This window comes from Mycobacterium sp. E3339 (assembly GCF_001666915.1).
Lineage (GTDB): Bacteria > Actinomycetota > Actinomycetes > Mycobacteriales > Mycobacteriaceae > Mycobacterium.
In genome coordinates, this window is sequence record NZ_LZIZ01000241.1 from 1 (window position 1) to 5,959 (window position 5,959).

A 5,959-nucleotide genomic window follows, 5' to 3' on the forward strand; every position below is an offset into this window, starting at 1 on the left:
CCCGTCGGTGGTCGCGACCAGCTTCTACGGCCAGCTCAACTGCTCGATCGTCAACGCCGCCGGTCAGCTGGTGGCCGCGTCGACCACGAACTCGAGCCTGGCGACCTGCCGGCGCTGAGTCCGATGGGTCGTCAGCTCAGGCCCAGCTCCTGCATCCGCCGGTCGTGGGTGTGCTGCAGCCGGTCGAAGAACGCGCTCAGCTGACCCAGGCTGCCCGCTCCCGACACCACGAGGTCGACCAGTTCGTCGTGGTCGGCCAGCAGGAACTGGGCCTGGGTGATCGCCTCACCGAACAGGCGACGCGACCACAGCGCCAGCCGGCTGCGCTGCTTGCCGCTGGCGGTCACCGCGGCGCGCACCTCGGCGACGACGAACTGTGAGTGCCCGGTCTCCGACAGCGCCGCGCGGACCACGTGGGCGATCTCGTCGGGCAGGCCGTCGGCGATCTCCAGGTACAGATCGGCGGCCAGCGCGTCGCCGACGTAGGTCTTCACCAGGGCCTCCAGCCACGTGCTGGGCATCGTCAGCCGGTGGTAGTTCTCCAGCGCCGAGACGTACTTCGACATCGCCGACACCACGTCGACGCCCCGGCTTTCCAGCGCGTCGCGCAGCAGCTCGTAGTGCTGCATCTCGGCGGCGGCCATGCTCGCCATCGAAATCCGTCCGCGCAGGTCAGGGGCCATCCGCGCCTCGTCGGTGAGCCGGTAGAACGCGGCGATCTCGCCGTAGGCCAAGACCGCGAACAACTCGTTGACGCCCGGGTGGTCGGCCGACAGCCGCGGGGCGGGCGAATCGTCCGCCCGGTCGGCTTCGAGGTCGGCTTCGGAGGGCTCGCAGGAGGGCCGGGTCATGGCAACACTCTAGTCGGCGGACCCGGCGCCAACTGGGTGCCAGCTGTCGACCAGCTATCATGGATGTAGATAGCGGCTGTATTTCTTTTTCCCGAGCCGCTATCGGCGAAATGTGCGTGCACAGCTGGCCCACCCAGATCGAGCAGGGGCCCGCGACTCGGCGACGTATTCGGAGTCGGAACTCGTGCGCGCGTGACCGCGACAGAGAAACACCGACACAAACCGATATGTCACCGAAAGGCTTACTACCCACGCATGAGCGCACTCACCGACACAACTGAAATGACTTTTGCCAATCTCGGCGTTCGCGACGAAATCGTCCGCGCCCTCGCGGAGAAGGGCATCGAGCGTCCCTTCGCGATCCAGGAACTCACCCTGCCGCTGGCCCTCGCCGGCGACGACCTGATCGGCCAGGCCCGCACCGGCATGGGCAAGACCTTCGCCTTCGGCGTGCCGCTGTTGAACCGCATCACGTCCGGAGCCGGCGTGCGGGAGCTCAACGGCACCCCCCGGGCCCTGATCGTGGTGCCCACCCGTGAGCTGTGCCTGCAGGTCCACGGTGACCTCGCCACCGCGGCGAAGTACCTCAAGGCCGATGGCGACCGTCCGCTGAGCGTCGTCTCGATCTACGGCGGTCGCCCCTACGAGCCGCAGATCGAGGCGCTGCGCGCCGGCGCCGACGTCGTCGTGGGCACCCCCGGCCGGCTGCTCGACCTCGCCCAGCAGGGCCACCTGCAGCTGGGCGGGCTGTCGGTCCTGGTGCTCGATGAGGCCGACGAGATGCTCGACCTGGGCTTCCTGCCCGACATCGAGCGCATCCTGCGCCAGATCCCCGAGGACCGGCAATCCATGCTCTTCTCGGCGACCATGCCCGGCCCGATCATCACGCTGGCCCGCACGTTCATGAACCAGCCCACCCACATTCGCGCGGAGGCGCCGCATTCGGCCGCCACGCACGACACCACCGAGCAGTTCGTCTACCGGGCCCACGCGCTGGACAAGGTGGAACTGGTGAGCCGGGTGCTGCAGGCCGAGGGCCGCGGCGCGACGATGATCTTCACCCGCACCAAGCGCACCGCGCAAAAGGTCGCCGACGAACTGGCCGAGCGCGGCTTCAAGGTCGGTGCCGTGCACGGCGACCTGGGGCAGATCGCCCGCGAGAAGGCGCTCAAGGCCTTCCGCAGCGGCGACATCGACGTGCTGGTCGCCACCGACGTGGCCGCGCGCGGCATCGACATCGACGACATCACCCACGTCATCAACTACCAGATTCCCGAGGACGAACAGGCCTACGTGCATCGCATCGGTCGGACCGGCCGCGCCGGAAAAACCGGTATCGCGGTCACCCTGGTGGACTGGGACGAGCTGCCCCGGTGGTCGATGATCGACAAGGCGCTGGGCCTGGAGAACCCCGAGCCCGCCGAGACCTACTCGAATTCGCCGCACCTCTACGAAGAGATGGGCATCCCCGCCGAGGCGCGCGGCAGCATCGGCACACCGAAGAAGCCGCAGGGCCAGCGCCGCACGAGCGAGCGTGACGGCCAGAAGGCCGAGCGGTCCGGCCGCGCCCGCTCGGGCGCACCGCGCCGCCGCACCCGCGGCGGCCAGCCGGTTTCCGGACATCCCGACGGGAACGCCGCGGCGGGCGGTTCCAACGGCGAAGCCGCGGCGGAGGGGTCCGGCAACTCCGGAAACGGCCGGCGTCGCCGTCGTCGCCGCAAGCCCGCCGAAGCCGGCGCGCCCGCCAACTGAGCCGCGCACCCACGGATGGTCAGACCCGAGCGCCGGACCAGGGGCGACGTCCTGGCCGCCGTGGCGATCGCGGTCGTGGTGGCCGCCGTCGCCGCGTTGATCTGGTGGACCAGCGACGCCCGGGCCACCATCAGCCGGCCCGCCGCCGTTCCCGCGCCCAACCCGACCCCGGCCCGGCAGGTGCCGACCACGCTCAAAGAGCTGTGGACCGCGGCCAGCCCGGCCACCACCGCACCCGTGACGGTGGGCGGGACCGTCGTCACCGGCGACGGCCACCGGGTCGACGGGCGGGACCCCGGCTCGGGCAAGTCCCTGTGGAGCTATGAGCGGGACGGCGGCCTGTGCGGGGTGTCCTGGATCTACCACTACGCGGTCGCCGTCTATTCCGACGACCGCGGGTGTGGGCAGGTGAGCACGCTCGACGGCGCAACGGGGCGTCGCGGGCCCGCCCGCAGCGGCTACGCCGACCAGCACGTCCAGCTGTCCTCCGACGGCACGACGGTGCTGTCGGCCGGCGACACCCGCCTGGAGCTGTGGCGCTCGGACATGGTCCGGATGGTGGCCTACGGCGAGACCGACGCACGGGTGAAGCCCTCGGCACGCGGTCTGCACTCCGGCTGCAAGCTGGTCTCGGCGGCCGCCAGCTCGTCGGCGGTGTCGGTGCTGGAGGCCTGCGTGAACCAGGCCGACCTGCGGCTGGTGCTGCTGCGGCCGGGCAAGGATGACGACGAGCCCCAGCAGCGGGTGGTGGCGGAACCCGGGATCGCGGCGGACTCCGGCGCGCGGGTGCTCACCGTGTGGGAGAACAACACCGCGGTTTACCTGCCCTCGCCGCGGCCCCGGGTGGACGTGGTCGACGAGACCGGCACCACCGTGTCGAGCACCCTGCTACCCAAGCCGCCGTCGAGCCCAGGGGCGGTCTCGCACGCGGGCAGCCTGATCACCTGGTGGACCGGCGATTCCGTGCTGGCGTTCGACACCGGCAATCTGACGTTGCGCTACACCATCGCCGCCGGCGACACGACCGTGCCGCTGGGGCCGGGCGCGATGATGGCGGGCCGCCTGCTGGTGCCGGTCACGGGCGCGATCGGCGTCTACGACCCGCTCAGCGGCGCCCCCGAGCGCTACCTCACCGTGAACCGGGCGCCGAGCCCGCCGGGGCGCGCGGTCGTTCCGGCCGTCGCGGGATCCCGGGTGTTCGAGCAGCGCGGCGACACCGTGGTGGCCCTGGGCTGATATCGCGTCGGCCGAGCAGACGCAAAATCGCATGAAAGCGCCTGTCGGCGTGCGAGTTTGCGGCTGCTCGCCCCAACCGCTAGACCTCGACGGCGAACGTCGGCAGGGGCTTGCCGGTCTTCCAGTGCTTGAGCAACGCCTTCGCCAACTCGCCGTAGGCCGACGCGCCCTTGTTCTTGCGCCCGGCCATCACCGACGAACCCGAGGCGCTGGCCTCGGCGAACCGCACGGTGCGCGGGATCGGCGGGGCCAGCACCGGCATGTTGTAGCGGTCGGCGACGTCGGCCAGCACGTCGCGGGTGTGCGTGGTCCGCGAGTCGTACAGCGTCGGCAACGCGCCGAGCAACCGCAGGTCGGGGTTGGTGATCTGCTGGACGTCGGCGACCGTGCGCAGGAACTGGCCAACGCCCCGGTGGGCGAGCGTCTCGCACTGCAGCGGCACGATCACCTCGTCAGCGGCGGTCAACCCGTTGAGGGTGAGCACCCCCAGCGACGGCGGGCAGTCGATGATGACCACGTCGAAGTCGTCGGCGACCTTGGCCAGCGCACGCTTGAGCGCGTATTCGCGGCCGGCGCGCATCAGCAGCATCGCCTCGGCGCCCGCCAGGTCGATGTTGGCCGGCAGCAGCGTCATGCCCTCGATCGTGGTGACCAGCGCCGCATTGGGCTCGACCTCGCCCAGCAGCACCTCGTGCACCGACACCGGGAGTTTGTCGGGATCCTGGCCGAGCGAAAACGTCAGGCAGCCCTGCGGATCCAGGTCCACCAACAGCACCCGGTTTCCCTCGTCCACCATCGCCGCGCCCAGCGAGGCAACGGTCGTCGTCTTGGCGACGCCGCCCTTCTGGTTGGCCACGGCCAATACCCGGGTCTTAGTCACCAGCGCCCGCCCCTCCTTGTTGCCACGGTCACAGTGCCCATCCTGGCATGTTCGATCGCCGCGTGCTGCGGCCGACGGGCCCGGCATGTCGTCCGGCAGAATCGGTCGATATGGGCCTGCACAATCACCGATTGGTATTGCTCCGCCACGGCGAGACCGAGTGGTCGAAATCCGGCCAGCACACGGGCCGCACCGACCTGGAGCTCACGGACACCGGCCGCGTCCAGGCCGAGCTCGCCGGCCGCGTCCTGCGCGAACTCAACCTCACCGATCCGCTGGTGGTCAGCAGCCCGCGCATCCGCGCGCTGACGACGGCCAAGTTGGCCGGGCTCGACGTCGACGAGGTCTCTCCCCTGCTGGCCGAATGGGATTACGGCGCATACGAGGGCCTGACCACCCCGCAGATCCACGAATCGGATCCCGATTGGCTGGTGTGGACGCACGGCTGCCCCGGCGGCGAGAGCGTGGCGCAGGTCAGCGACCGCGCAGATCGGGCCGTCGCGTTCGCGCTGGAGCACATGAGCGACCGGGATGTGGTGTTCGTCGGGCACAGTCACTTCTCCCGCTCGGTCATCACGCGCTGGGTGGAGCTGCCGCTGGTTGAAGGCAGCCGGTTTTGGATGCTGGCCGGCTCCATCGCGGTGTGCGGTTTCGAGCACGGGGTGCGCCAACTCGCCGCGCTCGGGTTGACCAGCCAGCCGCAGGCCATCAAACCGGGGTGAGTATCCAGCCGCCGTTCGCACTGTGCGGACCGAACCAGACCCTGGTCGCCGAGGGCGTGCGGGAGCGTTACCGCGACGTGGCGGCCGCCCAGGACGCGCTGCGTTCTGGATCTGCGCCAATAGTGTTGGGCGCGTTGCCGTTTGACGTGGATCGCCCCGCGGCGCTGCTGACACCCGACACCGTGCGCCGCACCGCCGCGCCGCCGGACTGGCCGACCGGGCCGCTGCCGTCGGTGCGGATCGCCGCCGCCGACCCGTCGCCGGCCGACTACCGCCGCCGCATCAGCCGGGCCCGCGACCAGCTCGTCGCGCCCGACGGCCCGCTGAGCAAGGTGGTGCTGTCCCGCGCGCTACGGCTGGTCGCCGACGCTCCCCTGGACGCCCGCGTCATCCTGCGCCGGCTCGTCGCGGCGGACCCGGCCGCCTACGGCTACCTGGTGGACCTGACCGCCGCCGGCGGCGACTACGCCGGCGCGGCGCTGGTCGGCGCCAGCCCGGAGCTGCTGGTGGCGCGGTCC

Annotated in this window: 6 protein-coding genes; 4 read left to right on the forward strand and 2 right to left on the reverse strand. The window is 70.9% G+C overall.

Translation table 11 applies throughout. The features are described from left to right. Positions 1-131: 131 nt before the first annotated feature. The gene (locus tag A5702_RS22615; RefSeq protein ID WP_055399014.1) at positions 132-851 is read right to left on the reverse strand and encodes a ferritin-like fold-containing protein; all 720 of its coding nucleotides are present in this window, start codon (positions 849-851) and stop codon (positions 132-134) included. 255 nt (positions 852-1,106) lie between these two features. Here A5702_RS22615 and A5702_RS22620 point away from each other — a divergent pair, with 255 nt between their 5' ends. Both A5702_RS22620 and A5702_RS22625 read left to right on the forward strand, forming a co-directional pair. After that, the gene (locus A5702_RS22620; RefSeq protein ID WP_068223909.1) at positions 1,107-2,603 is read left to right on the forward strand and encodes a DEAD/DEAH box helicase; all 1,497 of its coding nucleotides are present in this window, start codon (positions 1,107-1,109) and stop codon (positions 2,601-2,603) included. A gap of 15 nt (positions 2,604-2,618) precedes the next feature. Further along, entirely contained in the window at positions 2,619-3,839 is a 1,221-nt protein-coding gene (locus tag A5702_RS22625) for a hypothetical protein (RefSeq protein ID WP_067821902.1), read from the forward strand. Between the two features lie 79 nt (positions 3,840-3,918). Here A5702_RS22625 and A5702_RS22630 read toward each other — a convergent pair whose 3' ends face one another. After that, entirely contained in the window at positions 3,919-4,719 is an 801-nt protein-coding gene (locus tag A5702_RS22630; RefSeq protein WP_055399154.1) for a ParA family protein, read from the reverse strand. Positions 4,720-4,829: 110 nt separating this feature from the next. Here A5702_RS22630 and A5702_RS22635 point away from each other — a divergent pair, with 110 nt between their 5' ends. Together A5702_RS22635 and A5702_RS22640 are read left to right on the forward strand one after the other, a co-directional pair. Then, on the forward strand, positions 4,830-5,441 hold the full coding sequence (locus tag A5702_RS22635) for an acid phosphatase (protein ID WP_055399021.1): 612 nt from the start codon (positions 4,830-4,832) through the stop codon (positions 5,439-5,441). Next, positions 5,438-5,959: chorismate-binding protein (locus A5702_RS22640; protein WP_197506664.1), on the forward strand; the 522-nt coding region annotated here is incomplete at its 3' end. The genes A5702_RS22635 and A5702_RS22640, both read left to right, overlap by 4 nt.

Excerpts from the sequence above, each read along its gene's own strand:
- A5702_RS22635 (WP_055399021.1), top strand. The coding sequence starts at position 4,830 with ATGGGCCTGCACAATCACCGATTGGTATTGCTCCGCCACGGCGAGACC.
- A5702_RS22625 (WP_067821902.1), top strand. The coding sequence starts at position 2,619 with ATGGTCAGACCCGAGCGCCGGACCAGGGGCGACGTCCTGGCCGCCGTG.
- A5702_RS22620 (WP_068223909.1), top strand. The coding sequence starts at position 1,107 with ATGAGCGCACTCACCGACACAACTGAAATGACTTTTGCCAATCTCGGC.
- A5702_RS22615 (WP_055399014.1), bottom strand. The coding sequence starts at position 851 with ATGACCCGGCCCTCCTGCGAGCCCTCCGAAGCCGACCTCGAAGCCGAC.